Source organism: Acinetobacter sp. CIP 53.82 (genome assembly GCF_000369465.1).
In the GTDB taxonomy this organism is placed as follows: domain Bacteria; phylum Pseudomonadota; class Gammaproteobacteria; order Pseudomonadales; family Moraxellaceae; genus Acinetobacter; species Acinetobacter indicus.
In genome coordinates this window covers 1052207-1077099 of sequence record NZ_KB850045.1, presented here as the reverse complement: position 1 = coordinate 1077099, position 24893 = coordinate 1052207, and the positions used below count along the sequence as shown (strand labels likewise).

The 24893-nt window shown below is 44.7% G+C and carries 25 protein-coding genes and 1 rRNA gene; 13 read left to right on the top strand and 13 right to left on the bottom strand.

The window, feature by feature from the left end; translation table 11 throughout:
• Positions 1 to 32 precede the first annotated feature (32 nt).
• Both rrf and F905_RS05635 read left to right on the top strand, forming a co-directional pair.
• Positions 33 to 146: ribosomal RNA gene (rrf, locus tag F905_RS05640) — 5S ribosomal RNA — on the top strand.
• 266 nt (positions 147 to 412) lie between these two features.
• Positions 413 to 736 carry an ankyrin repeat domain-containing protein gene (locus tag F905_RS05635; RefSeq protein ID WP_005178280.1) on the top strand — a complete coding sequence of 108 codons (324 nt, stop codon included), beginning with the start codon at positions 413 to 415 and terminating at the stop codon, positions 734 to 736.
• A gap of 69 nt (positions 737 to 805) precedes the next feature.
• On the opposite strand, the gene F905_RS05630 is transcribed toward F905_RS05635, so the two are convergent.
• Both F905_RS05630 and F905_RS05625 read right to left on the bottom strand, forming a co-directional pair.
• Positions 806 to 1354 (bottom strand): type 1 glutamine amidotransferase domain-containing protein, encoded by a 549-nt coding sequence (locus F905_RS05630; RefSeq protein WP_005178278.1) that lies wholly within the window; start codon positions 1352 to 1354, stop codon positions 806 to 808.
• Positions 1355 to 1505: 151 nt separating this feature from the next.
• A complete protein-coding gene (locus tag F905_RS05625; RefSeq protein ID WP_005178276.1) occupies positions 1506 to 2048 on the bottom strand; it encodes a lytic transglycosylase domain-containing protein in 543 nt (180 codons plus the stop codon).
• Between the two features lie 312 nt (positions 2049 to 2360).
• Here F905_RS05625 and F905_RS05620 point away from each other — a divergent pair, with 312 nt between their 5' ends.
• Together F905_RS05620 and ybaK are read left to right on the top strand one after the other, a co-directional pair.
• On the top strand, positions 2361 to 3986 hold the full coding sequence (locus tag F905_RS05620) for a Na/Pi cotransporter family protein (RefSeq protein ID WP_005178274.1): 1626 nt from the start codon (positions 2361 to 2363) through the stop codon (positions 3984 to 3986).
• Positions 3987 to 4061: 75 nt separating this feature from the next.
• Positions 4062 to 4532, top strand: coding sequence for a Cys-tRNA(Pro) deacylase (ybaK, locus tag F905_RS05615; RefSeq protein WP_005178272.1), 471 nt, complete (start codon positions 4062 to 4064; stop codon positions 4530 to 4532).
• A gap of 33 nt (positions 4533 to 4565) precedes the next feature.
• Here ybaK and F905_RS05610 read toward each other — a convergent pair whose 3' ends face one another.
• Together F905_RS05610 and F905_RS05605 are read right to left on the bottom strand one after the other, a co-directional pair.
• Positions 4566 to 5258 carry an LrgB family protein gene (locus F905_RS05610; protein ID WP_005178270.1) on the bottom strand — a complete coding sequence of 231 codons (693 nt, stop codon included), beginning with the start codon at positions 5256 to 5258 and terminating at the stop codon, positions 4566 to 4568.
• 1 nt (position 5259) lies between these two features.
• The gene (locus F905_RS05605) at positions 5260 to 5673 is read right to left on the bottom strand and encodes a CidA/LrgA family protein (protein WP_005178267.1); all 414 of its coding nucleotides are present in this window, start codon (positions 5671 to 5673) and stop codon (positions 5260 to 5262) included.
• 101 nt (positions 5674 to 5774) lie between these two features.
• Here F905_RS05605 and F905_RS05600 point away from each other — a divergent pair, with 101 nt between their 5' ends.
• Complete coding sequence (locus tag F905_RS05600) at positions 5775 to 6674, top strand: LysR family transcriptional regulator (RefSeq protein WP_034597704.1); 900 nt, start codon at positions 5775 to 5777, stop codon at positions 6672 to 6674.
• A 79-nt stretch (positions 6675 to 6753) separates the two neighbouring features.
• Here the strand turns inward: F905_RS05600 and F905_RS05595 are convergent, their stop codons facing one another.
• Genes F905_RS05595 through tusD form a run of 4 tightly spaced genes read right to left on the bottom strand, consistent with a single transcriptional unit; the run spans position 6754 to position 8148 of the window.
• Positions 6754 to 7065 carry a TusE/DsrC/DsvC family sulfur relay protein gene (locus F905_RS05595; protein WP_005178263.1) on the bottom strand — a complete coding sequence of 104 codons (312 nt, stop codon included), beginning with the start codon at positions 7063 to 7065 and terminating at the stop codon, positions 6754 to 6756.
• A gap of 18 nt (positions 7066 to 7083) precedes the next feature.
• Complete coding sequence (locus F905_RS05590) at positions 7084 to 7368, bottom strand: DsrH/TusB family sulfur metabolism protein (protein WP_005178262.1); 285 nt, start codon at positions 7366 to 7368, stop codon at positions 7084 to 7086.
• A 17-nt stretch (positions 7369 to 7385) separates the two neighbouring features.
• Entirely contained in the window at positions 7386 to 7736 is a 351-nt protein-coding gene (locus tag F905_RS05585; RefSeq protein WP_005178260.1) for a hypothetical protein, read from the bottom strand.
• Positions 7737 to 7779: 43 nt separating this feature from the next.
• On the bottom strand, positions 7780 to 8148 hold the full coding sequence (gene tusD, locus F905_RS05580; protein ID WP_005178259.1) for a sulfurtransferase complex subunit TusD: 369 nt from the start codon (positions 8146 to 8148) through the stop codon (positions 7780 to 7782).
• 71 nt (positions 8149 to 8219) lie between these two features.
• Between tusD and F905_RS05575 the strand changes: the two genes are divergently transcribed.
• The 4 genes from F905_RS05575 (at position 8220) to F905_RS05560 (ending at position 14212) form a co-directional block, all read left to right on the top strand.
• The gene (locus tag F905_RS05575; RefSeq protein ID WP_005178257.1) at positions 8220 to 9227 is read left to right on the top strand and encodes an SDR family NAD(P)-dependent oxidoreductase; all 1008 of its coding nucleotides are present in this window, start codon (positions 8220 to 8222) and stop codon (positions 9225 to 9227) included.
• Between the two features lie 135 nt (positions 9228 to 9362).
• Positions 9363 to 10757: a class II fumarate hydratase gene (fumC, locus tag F905_RS05570; protein ID WP_005178255.1), complete on the top strand. Its 1395-nt coding sequence runs from the start codon at positions 9363 to 9365 to the stop codon at positions 10755 to 10757.
• A gap of 419 nt (positions 10758 to 11176) precedes the next feature.
• Positions 11177 to 11629 (top strand): DUF2147 domain-containing protein, encoded by a 453-nt coding sequence (locus F905_RS05565; protein WP_005178253.1) that lies wholly within the window; start codon positions 11177 to 11179, stop codon positions 11627 to 11629.
• A 222-nt stretch (positions 11630 to 11851) separates the two neighbouring features.
• A complete protein-coding gene (locus tag F905_RS05560) occupies positions 11852 to 14212 on the top strand; it encodes a TonB-dependent receptor (protein ID WP_005178251.1) in 2361 nt (786 codons plus the stop codon).
• Between the two features lie 139 nt (positions 14213 to 14351).
• Here F905_RS05560 and F905_RS05555 read toward each other — a convergent pair whose 3' ends face one another.
• Both F905_RS05555 and F905_RS15405 read right to left on the bottom strand, forming a co-directional pair.
• Positions 14352 to 14801, bottom strand: a complete 450-nt coding sequence (locus F905_RS05555; RefSeq protein WP_155756618.1) for a hypothetical protein — start codon at positions 14799 to 14801, stop codon at positions 14352 to 14354.
• 1165 nt (positions 14802 to 15966) lie between these two features.
• Positions 15967 to 16143, bottom strand: a complete 177-nt coding sequence (locus tag F905_RS15405) for a hypothetical protein (RefSeq protein ID WP_155756617.1) — start codon at positions 16141 to 16143, stop codon at positions 15967 to 15969.
• Between the two features lie 708 nt (positions 16144 to 16851).
• Between F905_RS15405 and F905_RS05550 the strand changes: the two genes are divergently transcribed.
• On the top strand, positions 16852 to 17343 hold the full coding sequence (locus tag F905_RS05550; RefSeq protein WP_005178241.1) for a hypothetical protein: 492 nt from the start codon (positions 16852 to 16854) through the stop codon (positions 17341 to 17343).
• A gap of 106 nt (positions 17344 to 17449) precedes the next feature.
• Here the strand turns inward: F905_RS05550 and F905_RS05545 are convergent, their stop codons facing one another.
• Positions 17450 to 19237, bottom strand: a complete 1788-nt coding sequence (locus F905_RS05545; protein ID WP_005178239.1) for an acyl-CoA dehydrogenase — start codon at positions 19235 to 19237, stop codon at positions 17450 to 17452.
• 114 nt (positions 19238 to 19351) lie between these two features.
• Here F905_RS05545 and F905_RS05540 point away from each other — a divergent pair, with 114 nt between their 5' ends.
• Positions 19352 to 20332 (top strand): GlxA family transcriptional regulator, encoded by a 981-nt coding sequence (locus tag F905_RS05540; RefSeq protein ID WP_005178237.1) that lies wholly within the window; start codon positions 19352 to 19354, stop codon positions 20330 to 20332.
• Between the two features lie 14 nt (positions 20333 to 20346).
• Here F905_RS05540 and F905_RS05535 read toward each other — a convergent pair whose 3' ends face one another.
• Together F905_RS05535 and F905_RS05530 are read right to left on the bottom strand one after the other, a co-directional pair.
• Entirely contained in the window at positions 20347 to 21555 is a 1209-nt protein-coding gene (locus F905_RS05535; protein WP_005178234.1) for an MFS transporter, read from the bottom strand.
• A complete protein-coding gene (locus F905_RS05530) occupies positions 21552 to 21995 on the bottom strand; it encodes a MarR family winged helix-turn-helix transcriptional regulator (RefSeq protein ID WP_005178228.1) in 444 nt (147 codons plus the stop codon). Before F905_RS05530 ends, F905_RS05535 begins: the two co-directional genes overlap by 4 nt.
• 418 nt (positions 21996 to 22413) lie before the next feature.
• On the opposite strand from F905_RS05530, the gene F905_RS05520 reads away from it, so the two are divergent.
• Complete coding sequence (locus tag F905_RS05520; RefSeq protein ID WP_005178224.1) at positions 22414 to 23859, top strand: cytochrome ubiquinol oxidase subunit I; 1446 nt, start codon at positions 22414 to 22416, stop codon at positions 23857 to 23859.
• On the top strand, positions 23856 to 24860 hold the full coding sequence (gene cydB, locus F905_RS05515; RefSeq protein ID WP_005178221.1) for a cytochrome d ubiquinol oxidase subunit II: 1005 nt from the start codon (positions 23856 to 23858) through the stop codon (positions 24858 to 24860). The genes F905_RS05520 and cydB overlap by 4 nt, the downstream gene beginning before the upstream one ends.
• The last annotated feature ends 33 nt before the right edge of the window (positions 24861 to 24893 follow it).

Here is a 24893-nt window from a genome sequence, read left to right as displayed (position 1 = left end):
AACTAAGACCCGAACAAGTCCATAACAGTTGTGCTGGCGACAATAGCAAGAGTGAACCACCTGACCCTTCCCGAACTCAGAAGTGAAACCTCTTAGCGCTGATGGTAGTGTGGGGTTACCCATGTGAGAGTAAGTCATCGCCAGCTCATTAATTCAAAATCCCCCTAGCTTAAATAGCAGGGGGATTTTTTTATGGGTAAAATTTATCTGGGCTTCCTCATCTTGTTTAAGGTCGCTTTTGATTTTTTGCTGTTCCTTCCTGCTTCTATTTAAATAAATGCCTCATCAGCCAGCGCATAGAACCCAATTTTTATCTAAAAATTAAAGCTAACAATTTAAATCCATATATATCCCCAGATTCAGCTAAAATCTTAAGATCAATATGATCAAATTACGATTCTAAGAGCACTTTATGAAACTGAATTCATTCTCTCCGATCCCTGAAGATGATGATGAGCTACATCTTCCTGAAATTGTATATTGGGCGTCACTCGGTGAGCTAGAGCAGGTACAGCAAGCCTTACAGCAAGGTGCAGATGCCAATGGTAGTGATGAGGAAGGCTATAGTGCCTTGCAGGCGGCGGCAGAAAATGATCATCTGGACGTGGTGAAACTGCTGATGAGCAAAGGGGCGGATATGGAGCATCGTAGTCCACATACAGCGCTGGAACTTGCTGAAATGGCCGGTAATGAGGAAGTGGTGGCCTATTTAAAGCAGCTCAAAGGGCTTGCTTAATTTCCCGATTCTGATAAAAGAAACCTCATCCGAAGATGAGGTTTCTTTTATGGAGGCGATTAAAAATCTTTAGGTTTCAGCTTCCAATTCTTGCACAATCGCCTGGTTAAATGCAGGAATATCATCCGGATTACGTGAGCTGATCAATACCCATCCACCGGTATTGCAGCGATGGACTTCTTCATCGACCCATTTCGCGCCGGCATTTTCCAGATCCAGCTTGATGGTTTTATAAGACGTCAGGTTTTTATCGCGAATCCGTTCGGCATTAATTAAAACCCACGGACCATGACAGATTGCGGCAATCAGTTTACCCTGATCAGTAAAGTGCTGGATGATTTTATGCGCTTCGGGGTTGACCCGCAGCGTATCGGCATTGACCGTTCCACCGGGAATGACCAGTGCATCATAATCTTCCGGATTGACCTTATCTAGCGTTGTTTCCGGTTCGGTACTTAGACCAGGATCTTTATCAGCCTTGACCGTTTGAACTTCTTTTTGTTCTTCTGCTGCATGTATGGCTTCAATGCCTTTAGATTTCAAATATTCAAAGGGTTTGATCAGCTCATCTTGCTCCACACCCTGATTGGACGTAATGAATAATACTTTCTTTGGCATTTTCCCATCCTCGTTTCATGAATTCTTTTGCTACGTTAACAACTGAGGCTCAAGGCACTGTACTGGTTTTGACGGGAATATGTAATTGCTTGGCAATGATGTAAAAAAAAGCCCCATCAGGAGCTTTTAAAAAATCGCAGGATAAAAAGGTTTATAGTGCGCCTTTTAAATCATTTTGGTGCTGTTTAACCTGTTTGGCATAACGTTTGCCTTGGCGTTTCATCTTCCAGCTGGAATGATAACCGGTAGGGCCAACATTATAATAGGCTAGGGCTTTGGGCCAGCTGCCGGCTTTCGTGTTATAGCGATTTAAAATGTAAGAACCACATTGAATATTGGAAGATTCATCAAATAAATTACTGCCACAGCTTTGCTGCCAATAACGCGGAATGACTTGGGTTAAGCCCACCGCACCAGCCGGTGATACCACATGACTGCGATAGCTGGATTCCTGGCGAATCAGCGCGGCCAGTAACAGTGGATCAATTTCATAACGTTCTGCATGTTGCACAATCATCGGCGCAACACGGTTAGCGGTGTCAGGTGCAACCGAATAGGCTTTTTGGATACCGACTGAAAGTTTAGCGGAACGTTTGGCAACGGAGCCGCCTCCTAAAGGTGAGCAGGCAATCAGGCTAAGAGCACTGAGGCCAATAAAAGAGGTTTTCAATAATAATGGGATGGTCAGTTTCATTTTAAAATCAGAAAAAAGCAGTGATGCTGCACCAGATTAGCCAGTGCTCGCGAATATGTTTAAGGATGTTAGTGAGCTGGGCGATATCCGTCAAGCCAACGGCGGCCTGGAACCGCCGCTGTTTTGTTAAGTTTTGGCTCCGATACTCCTTGTTTGAAATATCTTTAGAGTGCATTGGAAGATCATGTTTCTATTTATTGTGCTGTTCATGTTGATGTCACTATGCAACTTTTAGGGTATAAAGCGGCTTTCATTGCATAATCTCTTATATACTTAGATGCTTGAAAATAAAAATATTTATTGGGTAGTTGCATGTTAGAAGTGATTGCACAGTTGTGTGGCGGGATCGGTTTGTTCCTGATTGGAATGACCTTAATGACAGACAGTCTGAAAGAGATGGCTGGAGAGTCATTGCGTTTATGGCTGTCTAAATTTACCGGTTCACCGATTAAAGCTATTTTTTCTGGCATCTGTCTGACTTTGGCTGTGCAATCCTCAACGGCAACCACATTGGCCACCATTGGCTTCGTTAGTGCCGGTATTCTGACTTTTAGTCAGGCCATTGGTGTGATTATTGGCGCCAATATTGGCACCACCAGCACCGGCTGGATGGTGGCTTTTCTCGGGGTTAAATTTTCCATTGCCCATATTGCCTTGCCACTCATTGGTTTAGGGGCCATCTTTAAATTATTCAGCCGTGGGCGACTGTCTTTATTCGGTTTAACCATTGCTGGTTTCGGCCTGATTTTCTTTGGGATTGACTTGCTGCAGGTGGCAATGTCCGGTTTTGCCGAGCGGGTTGATTTATCGGTTTTCTCCAATAATTCTTTTACCACACAGCTGATTTTAGTGCTGGTCGGGCTGGTGATGACCGTGCTGCTGCAATCTTCCAGTGCAGCCATTACTGCAACCTTGGCGGCTTTGGCCAGTGGAGCGATTGATTTGTCCCAAGCCTTAGGCCTGGTGATTGGACAAAATATTGGTACAGTGGCCACTGCGATTCTGGCGGCCATGGGCTCGACTGCCAATGCCAAACGCACCGCAGCCGTGCATGTGGTGTTTAACGTAATTTCGGCCGTGTTGGCTTTTATCTTGTTGAAACCGGCTTTTTTGTGGCTGGCGGAACATTCACAGGTCGGCACTTGGGATGATGTGATTATTGTCGCTGCGTTTCATACCGCCTTTAGTGTGCTGGGAACCTTATTTTTATTGCCCTTTTTAAAACAGTTTGAACAGTTGATTGTGGGTTTAATTCCAGACCGCACCCCTTCAATTTTATGTTATCTGGATCAGGCCAGTTTTTCGGTGCCGGCTTTAGCGATTAATGCCGCTTCTAAAGTGATTTATTGGTCGATTGGGCATATCCTGATTTTGCTGAAACGCGCGATTCAGGAAGGTCGTTTGCCCTCCAATAGCGAATTACAGCAACTGGATGAAATCTTAAAACGGGTGCAGCAGTATCTGGAAGATTTATCGGTTAGTGAAAATGAGCTGGATCAGCAGCGTTTAATGGCGATGCTGCGCCTGATGGTGTATTTACGTGTGCTGCGCAGCGATCTGGAAGCGGTGGAACATGCCGAGCATATCCGCACCCAGCCGACTATTTATCAGATGGGGCTGGATTATATTCATGTGCTGGACAATCACTTTCAGTATGTCGATGAGTTTAACCGTCTGACCGAAGTGGCATCTTTAAATCGTGAGTTGTTAAACCTGAAACAATGGGTGGAAGAGCAGCGTGCCGAAGCGCGTGAAAAAGTGATTGAATATGCCACGGTGCAGCATCTGAGTGCGGCACGCAGTCTGGAATTGCTGGCCGCACAGCGCTGGCTGGACCGTTTGATTGCGCATACCCAGCGTTTGGCCAATGTCTTGCAGGAAACCGAGAGCATGCTGGATGATGTGGAAAAGCGGAAATATCATGCTGCCACTCAATAGCCTAAGCTATATAGTGATTAACTTCTGCAGCAGAAGCTTTTATACTGCGAGGAGGTTTATCACTGGGCAACTAAAATGACACCGGCCTGTAAAATTTTAAAATCCAATAAAATTGACTATAGCATTCATGAATATGAGCATGATCCGAACGCCAAAAGTTTTGGGCTGGAAGCAGCGGAAAAGCTGGGTTTAGCCCTGGCCGAAGTATTTAAAACCTTATTGGTAACTGATGATAAACAGTATTATGTGGCGATTTTACCGGTGCATGTGCAGTTAAATTTAAAGAAAGTTGCTACCGCGGTGGGCTGTAAAAAACTGCATATGGCAGAGCCTAAAGATGCTGAACGTTTAACCGGTTATCTGGTTGGCGGAATTAGCCCGATTGGGCAGAAGAAACGTTTAAAAACTGTGATTGACCAGAGCGCGCAAAGTCTGGCAAAAATCTATGTCAGCGGTGGCAAACGTGGACTGGACATTGGTTTAAAGCCGGATGATCTGGCCCGGGTGTTAAATGCCCAGTTTGCCGATGTGGTGGATGAGTCTTAATCTGCACTGATTTTATTTTAGCAGCGGATTCAGTTATAAAAACCGGACCACGCCATGAATCAGGGCAGGTCCAAAAATCACCATAAATATGCCAGCCAGTACCATACTTAAGCAGGCGGCCACACCTTCTTCACGATGGCGCATAAAGGCTTTAGAAGTACCAAAACCATGCGCGGCATTACCTAAGGCTGCACCTTGAGCAAAATGTGAATTCAGTTTGAGTGCGAGTAAGACGGCATCTGCCATAAAACCGCCGGCAAAGCCGGTCATCATGGTGAACAGGATTACCAGTTCAACCGAGCCGCCCACCTGTGTACTTAACTCCATCGCAAAGGGTGTAGAGATAGAGCGCGCCATCAGGCTATATGTGGTTTCCTGATTCAGCTGAAACAGCTGCGCCAGATAAAAAGCACTGATAATGCCGACACACATACCGATCACAATACCCATGCTGATGGCCAGCAGATGGCGTTGAATCAGCGCGCGATATTCATAAATCGGAATGGCAAAAGCCACCGTGGCTGGCCCGAGCATCCAGACAATCCAGTGACTGTACTGCATATAGCTGTCATAGGAAATCCCGAAATAGAGCAGCATGCAGATTAATCCAGCCGGAACTAGAATGGAGGGTAAAAACAGCAGCACCGGATAACGACGATACAGCTGTTTGGCTGCGATATAGCCCAGCAGGGTGAAGATGAAGCACAGGCTTGCGATCAGGTTCATCTTAATCTCCTGACACATATGCGGTGTTGTTGGTATTTTTCCTGAGCCGCTGTTCCAGTTTAAAACCCCAGCACACGCTATAGGCTGTGGCGACCATTACCGCACAGGTGCCGAGCGTAATCGAGAGTAGCAGTTGCCAGCCTTGGCTCAGCAGTAAGTCGAGATCATTGATAATGCCGACCACACAGGGAATAAACAGCAGCATCAGCTCGGCCAGCATAAAATCGGCGCCTTGCTTGATCCATTGCAGTTGAAATATGCCACTTAACAGCGCCAGCAGTAACAGGATCAGGCCAATCACACCCGCTGAAACCGGCAGCTGGAATATCTGTTGGATCAGCGCACCGAGCCACCAGATCAGGATTAGCAGCGCAATTTGTATGCTGAGGACGGCAACACGGGAAAGAGACCACATCGCTGAATTACCCTAAAGGTTAAACACGACTGTATTTTAGATTTGACCTACCAAGATGATTATGAATAATGAAAAAATAATTATGCCTATTGGGAATGATGGTGGATTTAAAAAGCCTGAAAATACTGGTCAAGCTGGTGCAATTGCAAAGTTTTACCCGGACTGCAGATGCTTTGTGCCTGACCCAGCCCACAATTAGCAAGGCCATTCGGGGGCTGGAAGATGAGTTGGGCACTGCGCTGTTTCATAAAGGTGAAGCTGGGCGTAAACGTGAAGTGCAATTGACTTACCTGGGCGAGCAGATTTATCAGCATGCGCTACAAATGCTGCAACTGGAGCAGGCGATTTATGATTCGGTGGCGGAAGTTCATGCGCTAGAACGTGGTAAATTGACGCTGGGTTTGCCGCCCTTGGGTTCGGTGCTATTAAGCCGGTTAATTGCCAAGTTTCATCAGCAGTATCCGGCTATTGAACTGAGCTTTTTAGAGGTAGGCGCCAGCGGGATTGAAGCTGCTATTCTGGATAAACAGATTGATGTCGGGATTGTACTCGGCCATTTAAAACCGGTATTGGGCGGAATTCCAATTATGGATTCGCCACTGTGTTTGTTATCTGCCCGGAATTCTGCATGGCAGGGACGTGAAACGGTATCGTTGCTGGAACTGAAAGATGAGTCTTTTTTACTGTTTGCCGACAGCTTTACTTTAAACCAGATGATTTTGCAGGCCGCACAACAGCTGGGTTTTGAACCGAAGATTGTCTGTAAAAGCAGCCAGTGGGATTTTATTGCCAAAATGGTGGATTCCGGCGTGGGGATTGCGCTGTTGCCTCAGGTTTATTGTGAGCAGTTGCCTGCCGAGCGTTATCAGATCAGCCGTTTGTGCCAGCCTGAGCTGAATTGGACCTTACGAATGGCCTGGAATACGACAGTCGCCATGAGTCCGGCCACCCGGGCCTGGTTAAGAATTATTGAAACGCATCCTGATGAGATTCATTTCTAAAGTAAGAATTAAAGGATTATCGTGTGAAATCAGATTCATCTATAGCGCTAAACCTCTGAACAGATGAATCTTCCTCCAATTACAGGCAATTCGCCGGTTTGGGAATACCGGCCAGACGGCTTAAATGCCGCGCCACCAGTCCGGTGTTAAAACGCTCTTGCAAGAGGGCATTATTAATCTCAGGGCTGACCGTTTTCATCAGAAACTTGATTAACGGGCGAGTCGCCGGAGAATGACCAAACTGCTGATAAAACTGGCGCACAGCCTGCAAAATTTCAAAATGCCAATCTTCCAGTTCCAGCTCCAGGCTTTTGGCCAGCTCTTGCGCTACAGTTTCATTCCAGATGGTGTAATCGACCAAATGACCATCTTGGTCCAGTTCAAGATTCATAACACACTCAAAGCTTGTTTATTTTAAAGAGATACAACGGCTATAAGCCAGACACAGCTCGGCAAAGGTAGCATAGTTTAAACTGTGCAGATGGGCAGGCAGTGGCTGGGCCAGCAGCTCAAGATCATGCTCCAGTGCAAACAGGGTGCTGCATTGCTGGAAAAATGGATGTTCAATGGCCAATACTGCATCACCCATCAGCACCACTGCATCGCCTTCACTATACAGACGTGAAACTTTGTCCAGCATGGCCGGGGTGGTATGGAAGCCAGATTGCAGCAAATATAAAGTATTTTGTGACATAACAGATTCCTTCCGGCTTACCAGTACAGCACGTGGTCAAAACGCTGGATAAAGTCCGCATTCAGTTCAATAAACTCGATTTCCTGCTGCGACTGGCTGACATAAGCTGAATGTTGATGCTGGTGTTCTACCAGAATCGGGCTTAAATCATAAAACTCAAAACTTTCGACCATATTCGAGGCCAGCTTGAAGGCGTGTTTGAGCTGGTCAAAAGCCAAATCGCTTTTGAGCAGACTTAGGGCAGCATCCTGTAATAACACTTTGACTTCACAGCCAAAAGTGGCCAGTACCATAGTCGCAGACAGGCTTTCATGTACCTGCTGGCTGCTTAAATTGGCCTGGCTTAAAATGACGAGTACAGTTTTCACACAATTTACCTTTTAAATGCAACAAATTCTCAAATAGAACCACTTAGAATTGAAGAAGGCGATCTGCAGATTGCACTGCATCGGCAAGTTCGCCCAGACCAACCAATTCAAAGCCCGCGGCTAAATTGTGTTGATGAAGTTGATGACGTTTGGCATTGTCCTGATCGGTAATCCCGCGTAACAGTGCCGCACTGACACAAACCGGCAAACGAATCGACAGTTTTTGCCATTCCGATTTTAACTGTCGCTGATCATCGGGTAGCCATTGTAAATCGTTAGCGACCATAACAGCGTCCTGATAGAAGAACACCCGGAAATCTTCATTCTTGCTCTGCAAGGCTTGAGCCAGACCCAACGCATGCCAGGCATGAATCGAGGTCGGCGCGGAGGTAATTAGTAATAAGGTACTCATCAAAATTCACTAATGAAATGTTCCCGCAACACAGGGGGCATTCAGACTTCATAAGAAAAAGGTAGTATACAATGATTTTAGTGACTGGTGGTTTAGGCTTTATAGGCTCGCATATTGCATTAAGTCTGATGGCTCAAGGGCAAGAAGTCATTATTGTCGACAATTTATCCAATGCCAATTTACAAACCTTAGAACGACTTGAATATATTTCGGGCATGTATGTGCCTTTTGCCAAAATTGATATTCGTAACACCCCGGCCTTAAATAAAGTCTTTGAACAGTATTCGGTTGATGCAGTGGTGCATACGGCCAGCTTTAAATCGCTGGAAGAATCGGTCCTGAAACCGCTTGAATATTATAATGATAATGTCAGCTGTATCATGAGTTTGCTGCGTGCCATGCAGCGTACCGGGGTACGTGTGCTGGCGCATTTATCCAGCTTAACCGTGTATGGTCAATCCAGCCTGCAACTGAAAGAAGATCTGCCATTTCAGTATGCCTATCCGAATCCGTATATCAAATCTCAGCAGATGGCTGAGGAAATTATTCAGGATACCTTTAAAACTGACAATGAATGGAAAATTGCCTTATTGCGTTTGGGTAATATTGCCGGTGCCTTTGAACATGGGGTACTGGGTGAAATGGTACCGCCACTGCCAAAAAATATTGTACCCCTGGCGATGCAGGTCGGGGCGCGGCAACGCGAATTTATCGAGCTGCGCAAGCAGGCCCAAACTGAAGACAAGACTGTTGAACGTAGTTTCCTGCATGTACTGGATTGTTGTGAAGTGGTGTTTTTAACCCTGCAATGGCTATTTCAGCAACAGCATGTTTGTGAAGCCTTTAATATTGCCGGCGAGGCGATTTCGATCCAGCAACTGTTAAATGAAATTTCGAGTGTCACCGGTACCGAAATTAAAACGGTCGATGCTGATGTATATCCCTATGCTGAACTGGATCAGGTCGCGGCCGATATTAGTAAAGCCAAAGAGGTACTAGGCTGGCAACCGAAACGCTCGATTCAGCAGATGCTAGAAGATGAATGGCGCTTTTATCAGCATACCTTACGCGGGCAATGATATATCTAAATATGATAATAATTATCATTTACAATTTTATCCGCCTGACCTAAGATGACTATATTCGCCATAGCCGCTGCCTCAGGGCAGCGTTATAACAGCATTGAGAACAGCAAGAATAGATAGAGGTTGAGTATGCAAACACGTATCGAACACGACACCATGGGCGAAGTTGAAGTCCCGAGTGAGGCCATGTGGGGTGCACAGACTCAGCGCAGCTTACAGAATTTTAAAATCGGGCAGGAACGTTTACCTCGTCCCATGATTCGCGCCATGGGCTTAGTGAAAAAAGCCGCGGCCATGACCAATGCAGAACTGAACCAGATTCCTCAAGAGCTGTCGCACTATATTGTTGATGCAGCTGAAGAAGTGATTGAAGGTAAATGGGATAGCCAGTTTCCGCTGGTGGTGTGGCAGACCGGTTCGGGCACGCAAAGTAATATGAACTGTAATGAAGTGATTGCCAATATTGCTAACCAGAAACTCGGCAATCCGCTGGGCGCGCAAAAGCCGGTTCATCCGAATGACCATGTGAACCGCGCACAATCAACCAACGATTCTTTTCCAACCGCGATTCATGTCGCTGCCAGTTTACAGATCAATGAACTCTTAATTCCGGCAGTGACCCGTTTAAGAGATACCTTGCAGGCCAAAAGCGACGCCTTTGCCGATATTGTGAAAATTGGCCGTACCCATTTACAGGATGCAACACCTTTAACGTTAGGGCAGGAATTTAGTGGCTATGTCTCGCAGCTCGATCATGGTTTGAAACGTTTGCATCAGGCCCTGGACGGTTTATATGAACTGCCGTTGGGTGGCACCGCCGTAGGAACCGGTTTAAATGCCCATCCGGACTATGCGGAAAAAGCCGCACAGCAACTGGCCAGCCTGACCGGTTTGGCTTTCGTTACTGCGCCGAACAAGTTTGAAGCTTTGGCTGGACGTGATGCTGCGGTATTTGCTTCCGGTGCCTTAAAAACTCTGGCTGTGAGCTTAAATAAAATTGCCAATGACATACGCTGGCTGGCCAGTGGGCCGCGCTGTGGTTTTGGTGAAATCTGCATTCCGGAAAATGAACCGGGTTCAAGCATTATGCCGGGCAAGGTCAATCCGACCCAGAGTGAAGCCATGACCATGGTGGTGGCGCAAGTGCTGGGTAATGATACGACAATTAATGTGGCTGGGGCTTCAGGGAATTTCGAGCTAAACGTATTTATGCCAGTGATTGCCTATAACCTGTTACAGTCGATTCAGTTATTGGGAGATGCCTGCAACAGCTTTAACGATCACTGCGCTGTCGGAATTGAGCCGAACCGTGACAAGATTGATCATTTCCTGCATAACTCGTTGATGTTGGTGACGGCACTGAATCCGGTAATTGGTTATGAAAATGCCGCCAAAGTCGCGAAAACGGCCTATAAAGAAGGGAAAACCTTAAAACAGGTGGCGGTGGAGCTGAATCTGGTCACTGCTGAACAGTTTGATGACGTGGTACGACCAGAAAATATGGTTTCACCGAATGCGAAATAAGTGTTGCATCTACCGGGATGGAATATGAGCAGCCATCCCGGTGGGCTAAAAAATTTTGCTTCATCACAACTATTTTTCCATCAGAACCTGTGCATGAAAGTGCAAAGTACCTATAAAAGAAAACCCAACATATGGATTGCTATATGCTGGGTTAGTTTGCGCTACTTAGTTATTACAGGCCATCTTCTCGTTTTTAATGACCTTGACTGCATCATAAGCCCTGAATGTGACAATAAAAAGAATTGCTAAAATTCTGGAAAAGAAATGTGAAGTATCTAGCAAAAATTGGATCTAAATACCACATAGATATTTAAAATTTATGAAATTATTATGATTTAATTTAGGAAAATGAATATAATGCAGGCCGCTGGGAAGCGTATCTCATTTCTTTATTGACTCTTTTGAAACTCTTTTTGCTTATGAATTTTAGATTGTTGGGGGCTGCGGCTCTATTGGCGGGTTTAACCAAAACTGTAGTGGCAATGCCGTTTGATCCTTTAATCGGGACATGGAAAGTGATTGATGATCGAACCGGGTATTATGTGTCGGAAATTGTGATTCGTAAAAACTCCAAAACACAGCAGTATAGCGCCGTGGTGAGCAAAAATTATCCGACAGCGGGAGCGGTGAATCCGGACGTTTGTGGCAAATGTGAAGGGGCTTTAAAGAACCAGCCGATTTTTGGTATGGAAGTGCTGAAAGGCATGACCGGCAACCATAAGCAGTTTAAGCAAGGTCAATGGCTGAATACCCAGGATGGCCGGACCTATACCATTGAAGCGCAATTGAATGATGGCAAAGACCAGATGAAAGTATTTGGTAAAGCGCAACAGAGCAATACAACCAGTGCCATGACCTGGAAAAAGCTCTAATGAGCTTTGGCTGTTGAGCTGATTCTAAAAACCATTTAACTTCGTGTTAGATGGTTTTTTCTTTTTTTAAGAATCTAAGAATTCAAAATATTTCAATTCCCCCATTTTTCTTCCTCTCAATTGAGTTGCTGCATTTTCTCGATCTGCCAGAAAAACCAGAATAATTTTTTAAATAGACATAAAGTTATGTTATAACATAACACTTTTTAAAAGGGGGCTCGCATGAAATACAGCACACTCATGACTTTAATTTTATTGGCGATGCAACAGGCACAGGCTGAAGAGCCGATTACAATTCTGGAACCACTTATTTTTCAGGGGGATGATACTGACAAGAACCTGAACATTGCGCCTAAAGAACGCATTGAAACAGCCAATACCTTGGGCGATGCTGTTAAACATATGTCTGGCGTGCAAAGTAGCGCATTCGGTCCCAATTCGGGGGCACCAGTGATACGCAGTTTGAGTGGTCATCGGGTCGGGATTCTGGAGAATGGTCAGGCGATCAATGGAATGAATGCTATCAGCGGTGATATTAATATTCCATTTGATCCACTATTTACTAAAAGCGTGACCGTACATAAAGGGACCAATACTGTACGTTATGGCGGACAGGCGATTGGTGGTTATGTGGATATAGATTCGGGCATCATTTCAAAAATGCTGGAAGAGAAAAGCGCCAATGTCGATGTGGTGTATAAAAAGGGCTTTAACGATTTTAGTGGGCATGGTATTCGCATTAATGTCAATAATCAGGAAAATCTGAGCACCAATATCCAGTTTTCGACCCAACAGATTTCATCTTATAAAATTCCCGGAAAGAGCAAAGCAGCCGTCTGTGATACAGCGATTTTCTCGGAGCGAGGCGGGATTGATTCTGCTTTGGCAAGCGCCTGCCAGCGCGATGCCAGAATTGAACAGATCTTTAATAAGGCACATCATCAATATTTAAATAAGCATGTTTTAGAAGATATCGCGCAGAATCCTCAGCATTTTTATGATTATTATGATGGCTTGGAGTCGGCCAAATATACGGATCAAGCGGTTTTAACCCGCTATGTGAATGGTGCCTACCGGGAATTTGTCAATGATCCCAACCCGGATTATGTGCCCAATACACCAAAATATGTAGAAAGCCAAACCAATCAGGATGTTACGCCCAATTATCAGAAAAAACTGGGCAATAGCTATGCCAGAAATGAAAATATGGTAATCGGGAGTACTTACTTTTTAGACAATGGCTATATCGGAATTAGTGCCGATTATAAAACCAGTGATTATGGTGTGCCGGGTTTCTCAATGGAGAATAAATCTTTCCAGAGTGCTTATGAAGATAGTTTGCCGGTTACGGTGCAGATTAAACAGAACCGTTTTGCGGTTGATGCGTTATTCAAAGACCCACTGCCTTTGCTTGATCATCTCCAAATTCAGGCATCAAAATTATCCAATCGCTCGGGTGAATATATTGGTGCAAGCAAAGCCAATGAATATCAATTTAATAGCCATGCTGCCGAACTGGTACTAAAGCAGATGCCCTATAAAAATTTGAGTGGCGAAATTGGCACTGCTTTGAATGTGCGTGATGTTAACGGTTCAGGAACACAGCGCTATCTTCCTAATGTCAAAACCACGACTCAGGCGGTATTTATCCAGGAAAAATTGGATTGGGAGCATTTTTCTGTGGATGCCGGTTATCGCCATGAGAACGTTCAGCATGAGATTCAGGATCAGAGTTTTAAACTGGCGCGTAATGCGGCCAATAGCACCCTACAAAATAAATCTTTTGCTCTAAATAGTTTTTATGTCGGTTCGAATTTTAAAGCGACCAATTATCTGGACTTTAGACTGCAATATTCCAAGTCAGAACGGGCTCCTGAAATTAATGAACTGTATGCCAGCAATCCGCATTATTCGGTTATGACGCAGGAGGAAGGCAATCAGGCATTGAACAAAGAAAAAATGCAGGGGCTGGAATTAATCACGCATGTGAACTGGGATGCTGCGAATATCGCTGTAGCTTTATATCAAATGGATTTTGAAGATTATTTTTATTTGTCGCATTCCGGTTCATCCATGAGAAACCGTTTACCGCTGAAGTACTGGAAGCAAACCGATACTAAAGTGAATGGTTTTGAGGTGGATATGAACTACACTTTTGATTTAGACCATTTTGGTGAGGTACAGGTCGGTGGTTTTGCCGATCTGGTTAAAAATAAGGCCACTAATCCGGAAAGTTTGCGTTTAAGTAATGATGGCATGTATTTGCCGAATATGCCGACCAATCGTTATGGTGCCCACATTGAATGGACACGCGCCGATTGGTCAGCGCGTCTGGCAAGTATTTATTATGATCAACCGCGATATTTGGGGAAAAATGTGTCAGAGGAAGTGCCACTGCCGGCATATAACCTGATGGATCTGGATATTCGTAAAAAAGTAACTTTAAAAAATGCCAGTTTTGACCTGTTTATGAATGGATCAAACCTGCTGGATGAAGAGGCACGTCCACATAATTCGCCCCTGAAATATATTGCGCCGTTATCGGGCCGCGCTTTTCAGCTGGGTGTGACCATGCATCTTTAAGGGTGGGATGATGTGAATATTTTCCTTGAATACATTGGTAGGTGGACTGCTTGATGTATTGAGATGGAGACATTAGATATTCAGGTTAGGCCTCTTGAAGATGCTTAATCTGAATATTGAGGAGAAGCGAGCTATTGAATTATATGCGAGAAGCAATTGAATATAATAATTCTTGACGCAGGTCGGCATTGGTCTCTAAATCAAATAAGGTTTTATAAAATTGTTGATCTGTTTCATTTTTTTGATGATCCACAATTTTTTTAAGCTGGTATCGGTATTCAATATGCCCTGCATGAAATATATTTACGTTAAATCCCCATAATATTTGTGTGTAGTTCGGGGCAGATGAATCTAATTTATTTAATTCATGTTGATAAAGAGATGCAGCAGCTGAGTAGCAATCTTTAATTAAAGAAGAAGGCTTATTTAGTGTTTCCATTAACATACATTGAAAGTTTTTTATGTTAGGTTGTTTGTTTTGAGCCAAAATTTCTTCTGTTAATGTATAGGCTTTCTCAATATATCCAATTCTAAGGTACGAATTCATTAAAAGCCGATAACGTTCTTTTTCAAGATTGATTTGCTTCAACTTGGGAATAATAGATTTAAGTTTCTTTAAGGTTTCTGTTTCATCATCAATATTTTGAAATGGCTTTGTTGCACAAAGATTTCATAACTATATGATTTTAAAAGTTTTGATTATTTTTTGATCCAAAATTAAATTTATTTAAATCAGATGCTTACATATTTATGCAACAAAGCCTCTTAAAATTATAATAATTTTCTATTAATAATTCATTTAAAACGGCTTGGGTTGGCTAATTTTTGGCATAAAATATGTAATATTATGCAAATATATAAATTATAAATTTATATATAATTTCCAGCAGAATCTATCGCTGTAGTTTCTTTCTTTTTTTACTGCCTCCTCCTCTAGGGAGGCATTTTTTTTGAGGAGAAAATTATGCTCCATCTTCTATTCACTTTATTTGGCCTGCATGAGGTGACTGAAATCGACTACCTGCTCGATGAAGAAGAGAATGAAACGTGTAGCAATGGTTTAGATCAAGAGTATTAACAGCGCTCATCCCTATTGCTTCTTTCTCTTGGTCAAGACCTAAAAAGCTCAACCCACTGGTGGGCTTTTTTATGGCTTTATACATTGCTCCGGAAATTACAATCTGTACAAAAAATGATCAAAATTGAATGTGAAAGCTACAAATTTGAATGATAGTTTAAATCCTGATCTTCCAATAGGTGAGGTGAGCAATGAAACTATTAGCTTTGATTGGTGTAGGACTTGCAGCAAGTTATTGTTATATCAATATTAAGAACAAAAACTTAAGTCTGTCTAATCTGGATTTCGATGAAAGCATCCACAAAGTCGTTATTCAGAACTTTTGGGTTTAGTGGGTAATTTTTTATTTAGATTATCGAAATGAGATAATTTAAATGAATGTTAATTTTTATGAATGTCATATTATGACAACTTGTAAAATTTCTATTTATATAAAATTTGTATCAGGGCTAACTTCTGATTTTCTCCCAACGCCGTCCTCCAGAACAGGAGGCAGATTATTAAGAGTAGAATATTATGATCCAGTTCCTTCTTTGTCTGTTTAGCTTTCATGGCGCAACTGAAGTCGAATACACGGGTAATGATGAAGAAATTCGGCGCTGTAAGGATTGTCTAAAAGAGCGTGAATAGGCGCTATACCCGCATCCATAGAGTATAGAAAAATTACCGGCTTGGCTTAGAACGGATCTTTTTTGACTTTTTTAATTTCAAGGGCAATCAAGATTGATGCAAAAACAAGCAGTCCGCCAATGATCAATAATAATGAATCATCTGCCTTGAATCCAACCCAGAAACTCAGGCCACTGCTGACTACACAGCTTAACAGTAGAACAATTAAAATTCCGTATTTCACGATACATCTCACATTAATTTTTTTAATCCCGTGATGATATACCTGTACTATGAACCGCTTGTGAAAGGAAAAAATATAGGTATAACTAGAGGGTCACGCTATACGCAGTGTTGTGATCGCTGGGAGATGAGAAGGTTTTTTTAATACTTACTTGCTACTTAAGTCAACACACGCCAAGCGTTCACGATGCAGAGGATGATTAAGGAAAGGCAAAGGTAGAACACAAACTCGCTGCTCGTCGCGCTGGCCTGATCAAGCCTGTAGTAATAGAGAATAAAAACTAAAAATAGGATCGCAATAAGAAAAAGCATCGTTATTCTTTAAGTATGAGATATCTCAGCATAATAGAGGAGAGTGCATTGAAGGCAAAACAGCGTGTCATTTTAATTTGGAGCGTTCGTGCTTATTGAACTACTAACTAGATGTTGATTAATATAAGATTCAAACTCAAGAACCCAATAAAGAAAAGAACCATCCATTAACCTTGAATCAATGTTCTTAAAAAGAATTACAAGCCGTCGAACCGTTTAAAGCCATCTTTTCAGATTGAAGAATTTTAGAGCTAAAGCCGTCCTCATGTAGACGCATGGCTTAAATAACATTGAATAAGATGTCATAATTGCTAAAATGCGATTCGTTTTTTATTACAGTTTTACAAGCTAAGAAATAAAGCTTTGTAAAACAGCAATCTATCTAGGAAAATTTTCAATGCTTGATATCTATTTAACGGATGTTCAGAAAAAGGTGCAATTTACCGATTATCCGGGTGAGCATCCTGTTAAATTTATTTTAAATTTTAAGAAAATTTTCCCAAGTGTGATGGAGCTGCTGCTGCCGGTGCTGCCTGAAAATGAAAACCTGGAAGACATGACCTGGGAATCAACCACGGCAGATCTGGAACTGTTTAAATTGCTGCTCAGTGGTTGGGGCCTGATTGAGCTGCGTTTAAATGCTATTGCGAAATATAAAGATCGCGCTTTTGCAGACCGTTTGGTGAAGCAAGCACAGCAAAAACGTCAGGACTATAAAAAATCACAAAGCCAATTGGCGACGGTAGAGCTGGACTATCTGTTTATACATGAAGTTCATGCGCAAATTGATGCAGAACTGGTCGAGCTGGGTGAAAAATTCTATTTACCGACCCTACGTGAATTGTGGCAGGGTAAAGTGGCGGCCAATGTCTTGAATGCACAATTCTAAACGGCATCTGCATTCTAGAAGTATATAAAAAATCCCCCTGTAATAAACTACATGGGGATTTTCTTTAGGAGGTAGATATTTAAAACCTGCTTTCCATTATCCGGTTTTAAAACCAGTCGCTGTGCATCGACAGGCAAGTATCATCAAATTCACTGAGTAATTTGGCCTGATGTTCAATTTCCGGTAATTCCCAGCGAATGAAATAGCGCGCCGCTTGCAACTTGCCTGCTAAAAATTGCTGATCTTCTGCCAACTCAGACTGGCCAAACTGCTGTTGCGCCTTGTTGGCCATATCCAGCCATAACCAGGAAATAATCACTTTAGCCATCATATCTAAATACAGGGCAGAATTGGCCAAAGCCTCATTGGTTTGACCTTGCATAAGCGCCTGTCCCAGTTTTTGTGTGGTGCTTTGTACCGTAGCCAGATGTTTGCAGAATTTGCTAGACAGATCCAGAATGGCCGGATGCTGAATCTGTTCCAGCGTGGTGTTGATGCGTTGCATCAGCAGATTTAAGCCTTTGCCATTGTGCTGCCATAATTTACGCCCGAGTAAATCCAGTGACTGAATACCAAAAGTGCCTTCATGAATCGGATTTAAGCGATTATCCCGATAATACTGTTCTACCGGATAATCACGGGTATAGCCGGCACCGCCAAGTACCTGAATTGCTAGATCATTGGCTTTCGGACCATAGGCAGACGGGAAGGATTTGACCACAGGCGTGATCAGGTCGAGCAGAATGGCGCTATCTTCCGAGCCACCCGCCTGATGTTCATCAATCAGTCGCGCGGCAAACAGGCACAATGCCAAAGCTCCTTCTACATAGGCCTTTTGCGCTAACAACATCCGTTTCACATCGCTATGTTCAATAATATTGACCGGTTTGCTGTCGCTATTTTTTTCACTGGCCAGTCGGCCTTGCGGACGGTTTCTGGCATATTCCAGCGATTCCAAATAACCGCGATAACCAATCATTGCGGCGCCCAGCCCAACACCGACACGCGCCTCGTTCATCATTTTGAACATATATTTCAGGCCCTGACCAGCTTCACCAATCAAATAGCCTAAGCATTGGTTATTTTCACCAAAATTCAGCACAGTCGATGTTGTCCCGCGATAGCCCATTTTATGTAACAGGCCAGCCAGTTTGACATCATTGCGTTCACCCAGCGTGCCATCTTCATTGGTCAGGAATTTCGGCACAATAAACAGGGAAATGCCTTTGATACCTTGTGGCGCATCCTGAATCCGCGCCAGCACCAGATGCACAATATTTTCAGTAATGTCCTGATCACCCCCAGAAATAAACATTTTCTGGCCTTTAATTTTGTAGCTGCCATCAGCTTGTGGAATGGCTTTGGTGGTCAGATCACCCAGAGAGGAACCGACATTCGGCTCGGTCATGGCCATGGTGCCGGAAAAGCGGCCATTGAACATCGACGGGACAAAGGTCTGTTTCTGCTGCTCGGTACCGAAGGCCTGAATCAGATTCGCTGCGGCGGCGGTTAAAAATGAATAAGCCACGGTGGCAGGATTGGCCGACATAAAATAGGCATTGGCAGCCATATTAATCAGTGTGGGAAGCTGCATACCGCCCTGATCATAATCATGCTGGGCACATAACAGACCGGCCTGGGCAAACTGTTGCCAGGCCTGTTTCACTTCGGCAATGGTATGTACCTGTGTACCATCAAAATGCGGTTCTTGCGCATCGCCTTTGGCATTGTGCGGGGCAAAATAGTCTGCTGCAATGCCGCGCGCCGTATCTAAAATACTGTCGAAGGTGGCTTTGTCATGTTCCTGATAACGTTCCAGCTGGGTCAGCTGTTCGGCTGAAAATACCTGATAGAGTAAAAAATCCAGATCTTTTTGATTGATGAGTGCGGTCATGGGATGCCGTTACCTGTTTTTATTGATTGCTCTTAGCTTAACAAGACTTGTATTGGCAGATAAATTGTCAATAATGACACTCAAGGAGCTAAAAACGACATTTGGGAAGAAAGCATGAAGCGGGTTTTTATTCTGGCCTATGATGGTGCACTGGCTTCGGCCATAACCGGTGTGGCCGATTTATTCAGTCTGGCCGGCATTAGCTGGAACCGGATTCAGAAACAGGACATCCAGCGTTTGTTTCAGGTGCAGATTGCCTCGCCACAGGGAAAAACGGTGCAATGCAGTAATGGTTTACGCATTGAGGCGCATCTGGCCTATAGTGAAATCCAGCAGGCCGATTTGCTGGTGATTCCGACTTTGGCCGGTTCCATCGAGCAGATTCTGGAAAAAAATCAGTTGCTCATGAATGTTCTGCAACAGGCCGATCAAGCCCAATGCCTGATTGCCGGAAACTGTACCGGGAATTTTTTTCTGGCAGAAGCCGGAATTTTAAAGGGCCGCAGCGCCACCACGCATTGGGGTTTTAAAGATCTGTTCCAGCAGCGCTATCCAGAAGTCCATTTACAGGCGGATCGCCTGATTACCCAGTCCGATCATGTCTATTGTGCCGGTGGCGGGTTGGCCTGGTTCGATTTGGGCCTGCATTTAATTGAACGCTTTTATGGCTTTGAAATTGCCATTCAGACGGCCAAATCCTTTGTGCTGGATTTTCGCCGTGACAACCAGTTGTCCTATTCCTTGATGCGTATGAGCAAGCCACATCAGGATGGTTTGGTAAAAGAAATCCAGCATTGGCTGGAGCAGCATTTTAGTGAAAACTTGAATATGGAAGATGTGGCGGCGCGCTTTAATATCAGCCCGCGCACGCTCATTCGCCGTTTTAAAGCAGTGTTAGATGTGGCGCCGAATCAGTATGTGCAGGCTATTCGTATTGAAGCTGCGCAAAAACGGCTGGAAGAAACCGAGCAGCCGATTGACCAGATTATGCAAATGGTGGGCTATGAAGATCCGAGCTCATTCCGGCGTTTATTTCGCAAGAAAACCGGCCTGACCCCAATGGAATACCGCCAGCGCTTTGGCCGGCGGTTTTAAGCGTGTTGCTTTCGTTAGCGTGATAACTGTGGCTGTACCAGCTGGGCATGACGACCATGTAGCAGATAATACAGACCTAAACACAGCAGCGCGGCGAGGGCACTATAGAAATACATTTGCGCATAACTAACCGATTTCAGCGCGATTCCGATCAAATACGGCCCGAAGCCCAGCCCGGCGTCCAGACAGATAAAATAGGTCGAGGTCGCCAGTCCCATACGTTCCAGTGAGGTACTTTTGACCGCAATGGTCTGACAGACTGATTGAATATTGCCATAGCCCAGACCAAGCAAGCCGGCGCAAAGCAGCAGCATACTGGAGTTATGCGCCTGACTCAGCAGAAACAGGGCAATCGCCATTACAATAAAGGCCGGATACATAATGATATTTTCACCTTTACGATCCATAAGCCGCCCGGTAAATGGACGCGAAAACAAAATGGCGATGGCATACATTAAAAAGAATAAGGATGCGGCCTCAACCAGATCAATTTCTTTGGCGTAAAAGTTAATAAATGACAGCACGCCGGAATAGCAGATAGAAGCAAACAGCATAATCAGGGAAATCGGCAGTGCATTCTTTTCCAGATATTGGGTCCAGAAGCCAAAGCTTTTACCTGCTGTCGCGGTGGCTGCAGGTTTAGGCTGCGCCAGGTTCGGCATCCGGATAAAACAGGCCACCACCAGACAGCCCAGCGCCAAGACACTGGATAAGCTAAAAATCGTCTGATAACTGGTGTGCAGCATCATCCAGATCGCGACAAAAGGACCAATCGCCGTACCCAGGGTGCTGCTCATGCTGTAATAGCCAATACCTTCACCACGGCGGGTGGGCGGCAGAGTTTGTGCGATGACTGTGCCGAGTACGGTAGAGGCGACTCCCATCATAAAGCCATGAATAAAACGGATGCCGAGCAGGGCAGTCACCCCCATCTCTATAAAATAGCCTAAGGAAAGCAGCAAGAAACCGGCCAGCCCAAAAAGCAGGGTGCTACGATAACCGAAACGCTGTAGGCATTTGCCAATCAGCAGACGGCCAAATAAGGTACCGACAATAAACAGTCCTGAAATTAAACCGGCTTCGGCAATGCTGGCATTTAATTCCGCCACGGCATAACCGACAATCACAATCACCAATAGATAAAAAATCAGTACCAGTTGAAAATTGATCAGGCCGACCAGGATAAAGTTTCTGGTCCATAGCGGTGCTTGTGCTGAACTCATTTGTCTTCACCTTGTAGGGTCGGTTGTAACTGTTCACTCAGCTGATTAAGGATCTCGCGGGTATGGGCGATGTCCGCAACTGCAAAAGACTGCAGCAGCTGCTGTTCAAACTGATCAATCTGGCTTGAACAATGCTTGAAAAGTTCCTGCCCGTGAGAGCTAAAAGTCAGGCATTTCTGCCGTTTATCCCTACTTTCAAGCTGATGGATTAAACCCAAGTCCAGCAACACCCGAATACGTTTGGTGATGCTCGGTTTGGACACCTTTAAATAGGCGGCAATATCTACCTGGGTACATTGCTGTTTTAAATGAATGACATATAACACCTGCCACAAGGAATAATTAAGCTGATGCGGCAATAACAGAGTATTAACTTCATCGCTGAACAGACGTGCGCAGCGTAATAAGGCGGTACGAAATTTTAAGGGAGAGCTTGGCATAAAAAAAATAGTTAACCAGGGTAACTAAAACAAAGTCAATGTACGCCTGTTCGGAATTTTTTTCAAGTAGGGAAGCCAGCGAAGGATTCAAAAAAACAGATGATAAAAGATGAGGGGGCAACGTGTATTGCTATAGATTTGTTAAGCAGCGTTAAGGTCAATCAACTGAACTACAAAAATTCCTCTCATCCAGTCCTGTCTATCCAGCTGATAAACCGCAAGAATAAAAAATCAGCGCTTCTATCTTCCAAAAAAACTCATCAGTTGCAGAAATTACTCGCTTAAAGATTCTTGATCAAAAGCCTACACAAGGCCTATACAACTTTGTCCTATGCTGAAGCGCGATGAGAAAAATTCAAAACGCTATATTTAAAACTCTACACCCTGAGCGCAGCTCGACCTTTTGAAAGGTGGCATGATGACCCTCGGTTTTACCGCGCTGGAACTGGCCCGGATTCAGTTTGCTTTTACAGTTTCATTTCATATCATTTTTCCGGCCATTTCCATTGGTCTGGCCAGTTTTCTGGCGATTCTGGAATGGCGCTGGTTACGCAGTCGTAATCCGATTTATCAGGACCTGTTTAAATTCTGGGTCAAGATTTTTGCGGTCGCCTTTGCCATGGGGGTGGTTTCTGGCATTGTCATGAGCTATCAGTTTGGCACCAACTGGAGTGAATTTTCCCGTATCGCCGGCAGTGTCACCGGACCATTATTGGCCTATGAAGTGCTCACCGCTTTCTTTTTGGAAGCGGGTTTTCTTGGCATTATGCTGTTTGGCTGGGGACGGGTAGGACCCAAAGCGCATTTTTTCTCGACTTTAATGGTCGCAATTGGCACCTGTATTTCCATGTTCTGGATTTTATCAGCCAATAGCTGGATGCAAACTCCGCAAGGTTTCAGCATCGAAAATGGCATTCTGGTGCCACAGGACTGGTGGGCCATTGTCTTTAATCCGTCATTCCTGTATCGGCTGGCGCATATGGCTATTGCCGCCTTTTTGGTCTCTGCTTTGCTGGTGGCTGCCACGGCTGCCTGGCATTTACTTAAAGGCCGTCGGGATGCACTGGTAAAAACCTCGTTTTCGATGGCCCTGTGGCTGATGCTGATCTTAACTCCCTTACAGGTGCTGGTGGGCGATTTACATGGCTTGAATACCCTGCAACATCAACCAGCCAAACTGGCAGCGATGGAAGGGCATTGGGATACCAATCATGAGAAAGGCATGCCGCTGTATCTGTTTGGTATTCCAGATATGCAGGCCGAAGAAACCAAATATGTGCTGGCGATTCCCAACTTGGGCAGCGTAATTCTGACCCATTCGCTAGATGGCACCGTGACCGGTTTAAAAGAATTTGCCCCGGAAGATCGGCCCAATTCGACCATTGTGTTCTGGAGTTTCCGGATTATGGTCGGCTTAGGCGTGCTGATGCTGATTCTGGCGCTATGGGGATTGTGGCTACGTAAACGACAGCGTTTATATGAACATCGTCGTTTTCAGCGTTTTGCCCTGTGGATGGGGCCCTCTGGTTTTATTGCCTTATTGGCCGGCTGGTTTACCACAGAAGTCGGCCGCCAGCCGTGGGTGGTCTATGGGGTGTTACGTACCGAAGATGCCTTATCGCCGGTGTCTGCAGAGCAGGTTGGCCTGAGTTTGATGATTTTTGTACTGGTGTATTTTGTGGTGTTTGGGATGGGCATTTATTACATGCTCAGACTGATGCACAAAGGGCCGGAACTGATTCATTCAGCGCCATCATCAGCCTCTGATGCTGAGCTTACTCAAGCCTCCAGACGGCCGTTAAGCAGTGTCACCGAGCGGCTTAACCCGCCCGCCGAGCGCCCCAAACAGGAGCAGGATCCATGATAGATTTATCTTTGCTGTGGATCGGGATTATTGCCTTCGCGGTGCTGATGTATGTGGTGTTAGATGGCTTTGATTTGGGTATCGGGATTTTATTTCCATTTTTTCCCGAACAGGCAGAGCGGGATGTGATGATGAATACCGTCGCGCCAATTTGGGATGGCAATGAAACCTGGATGGTGCTGGGAGGCGCTAGCCTGTTTGCTGCTTTTCCCTTGGCCTATGCCACGGTGCTTTCAGCCCTGTATTTACCGGTCATTTTAATGGTGATTGCCTTAATTTTTCGCGGTGTTGCCTTTGAGTTCCGTTTTAAGGCCAACAGCAGCAAACATTGGTGGGATAAAGCCTTTATTGGTGGCTCTGTTTTGAGCAGCTTTTTACAAGGTGTGATTTTGGGCGCTTATATTCAGGGTATTCGTACCGAGCAGGGGGTATATGCGGGCCATGGCTTGGACTGGTTAACGCCGTTTAGCCTGTTTACCGGTGTAGGCGTGGTGATGCTATACGCCACTCTGGGCTGTGGCTGGCTCATTTTTAAAACCGATCAGGCACTACAGCAACGCATGTACCGTTTAATGCCGAAGATGCTGATCGGCCTATTGATTGTTTTAGCAGCCGTCAGTATTTATACCCCGATAACCCAGCCGCACATTGCCGAGCGCTGGTTTAATCTGCCGCAGTTACTGTATTTCTCTCCGGTGCCAATACTGGTACTGACCTTTACTTATCTGGCTTTAAAAGCCTGCCGGCAGCGGCAACAGTTTCGGCCGTTTTTGTATACGCTGGCCTTGGTATTTCTGGCCTATAGCGGCTTTTTAATCAGTTTATGGCCTTATATTATTCCGCCCTCGGTCAGCTTCTGGCAGGCGGCTGCGCCGGAAAGCAGTCAGCGTTTTACCCTCATTGGCGCGCTAGTTTTAATTCCGATTATTCTAGGTTATAGCGCGATGTCCTATTGGATTTTTCGCCATAAAGTCCGGGTGGGGGATGATGGCTATCATTAAAGAAAATCGACATGAAGCACATCATTATAGGTC

Excerpts from the sequence above, each read along its gene's own strand:
- ybaK (WP_005178272.1), top strand. The coding sequence starts at position 4,062 with ATGACACCGGCCTGTAAAATTTTAAAATCCAATAAAATTGACTATAGC.
- F905_RS05540 (WP_005178237.1), top strand. The coding sequence starts at position 19,352 with ATGAAGCGGGTTTTTATTCTGGCCTATGATGGTGCACTGGCTTCGGCC.
- F905_RS05530 (WP_005178228.1), bottom strand. The coding sequence starts at position 21,995 with ATGCCAAGCTCTCCCTTAAAATTTCGTACCGCCTTATTACGCTGCGCA.
- fumC (WP_005178255.1), top strand. The coding sequence starts at position 9,363 with ATGCAAACACGTATCGAACACGACACCATGGGCGAAGTTGAAGTCCCG.
- F905_RS05575 (WP_005178257.1), top strand. The coding sequence starts at position 8,220 with ATGATTTTAGTGACTGGTGGTTTAGGCTTTATAGGCTCGCATATTGCA.
- F905_RS05610 (WP_005178270.1), bottom strand. The coding sequence starts at position 5,258 with ATGAACCTGATCGCAAGCCTGTGCTTCATCTTCACCCTGCTGGGCTAT.
- F905_RS05520 (WP_005178224.1), top strand. The coding sequence starts at position 22,414 with ATGACCCTCGGTTTTACCGCGCTGGAACTGGCCCGGATTCAGTTTGCT.
- F905_RS05560 (WP_005178251.1), top strand. The coding sequence starts at position 11,852 with ATGAAATACAGCACACTCATGACTTTAATTTTATTGGCGATGCAACAG.
- F905_RS05545 (WP_005178239.1), bottom strand. The coding sequence starts at position 19,237 with ATGACCGCACTCATCAATCAAAAAGATCTGGATTTTTTACTCTATCAG.
- tusD (WP_005178259.1), bottom strand. The coding sequence starts at position 8,148 with ATGAGTACCTTATTACTAATTACCTCCGCGCCGACCTCGATTCATGCC.
- F905_RS05595 (WP_005178263.1), bottom strand. The coding sequence starts at position 7,065 with ATGAATCTTGAACTGGACCAAGATGGTCATTTGGTCGATTACACCATC.
- cydB (WP_005178221.1), top strand. The coding sequence starts at position 23,856 with ATGATAGATTTATCTTTGCTGTGGATCGGGATTATTGCCTTCGCGGTG.
- F905_RS05565 (WP_005178253.1), top strand. The coding sequence starts at position 11,177 with ATGAATTTTAGATTGTTGGGGGCTGCGGCTCTATTGGCGGGTTTAACC.
- F905_RS05620 (WP_005178274.1), top strand. The coding sequence starts at position 2,361 with ATGTTAGAAGTGATTGCACAGTTGTGTGGCGGGATCGGTTTGTTCCTG.
- F905_RS05630 (WP_005178278.1), bottom strand. The coding sequence starts at position 1,354 with ATGCCAAAGAAAGTATTATTCATTACGTCCAATCAGGGTGTGGAGCAA.
- F905_RS05635 (WP_005178280.1), top strand. The coding sequence starts at position 413 with ATGAAACTGAATTCATTCTCTCCGATCCCTGAAGATGATGATGAGCTA.
- F905_RS05550 (WP_005178241.1), top strand. The coding sequence starts at position 16,852 with ATGCTTGATATCTATTTAACGGATGTTCAGAAAAAGGTGCAATTTACC.
- F905_RS05625 (WP_005178276.1), bottom strand. The coding sequence starts at position 2,048 with ATGAAACTGACCATCCCATTATTATTGAAAACCTCTTTTATTGGCCTC.
- F905_RS05535 (WP_005178234.1), bottom strand. The coding sequence starts at position 21,555 with ATGAGTTCAGCACAAGCACCGCTATGGACCAGAAACTTTATCCTGGTC.
- F905_RS05605 (WP_005178267.1), bottom strand. The coding sequence starts at position 5,673 with ATGTGGTCTCTTTCCCGTGTTGCCGTCCTCAGCATACAAATTGCGCTG.
- F905_RS05590 (WP_005178262.1), bottom strand. The coding sequence starts at position 7,368 with ATGTCACAAAATACTTTATATTTGCTGCAATCTGGCTTCCATACCACC.